General features: G+C 38.7%; 1 protein-coding gene. It reads left to right on the top strand.

Features of this window, described 5'->3' with window-relative positions; all coding sequences use genetic code 11:
* Window positions 1-248: ribonucleotide-diphosphate reductase subunit beta (locus AAEY75_RS16505; RefSeq protein WP_352260243.1), on the top strand; the 248-nt coding region annotated here is incomplete at both ends.

The following is a 248-nucleotide window of genomic DNA, read 5'->3' as shown; positions in this document are numbered from 1 at the left end:
ACCTAATTCAAATCACGCAAGTGTATAACTTACATGGTGAAGGTGTTCATGAAATTGATGGTAAAAAAGTCGAAGTGACTGAACGCAAAGTTAAAGAGAAGCTTTATTTAGCTGTGTGCTCAACAAACGCACTAGAAGCGATTCGATTTTACGTGTCATTTGCTTGTTCATTTGCCTTTGCAGAACGCTCATTGCTTGAAGGGAATAGTAAACTGATAAAACTTATCTCGCGAGATGAATCCGTGCAC

The sequence above is a fragment of the Psychrobacter sp. TB55-MNA-CIBAN-0194 genome (genome assembly GCF_040309505.1).
In the GTDB taxonomy this organism is placed as follows: domain Bacteria; phylum Pseudomonadota; class Gammaproteobacteria; order Pseudomonadales; family Moraxellaceae; genus Psychrobacter; species Psychrobacter fozii.
This window is presented reverse-complemented; position numbering and strand designations above follow the sequence as displayed.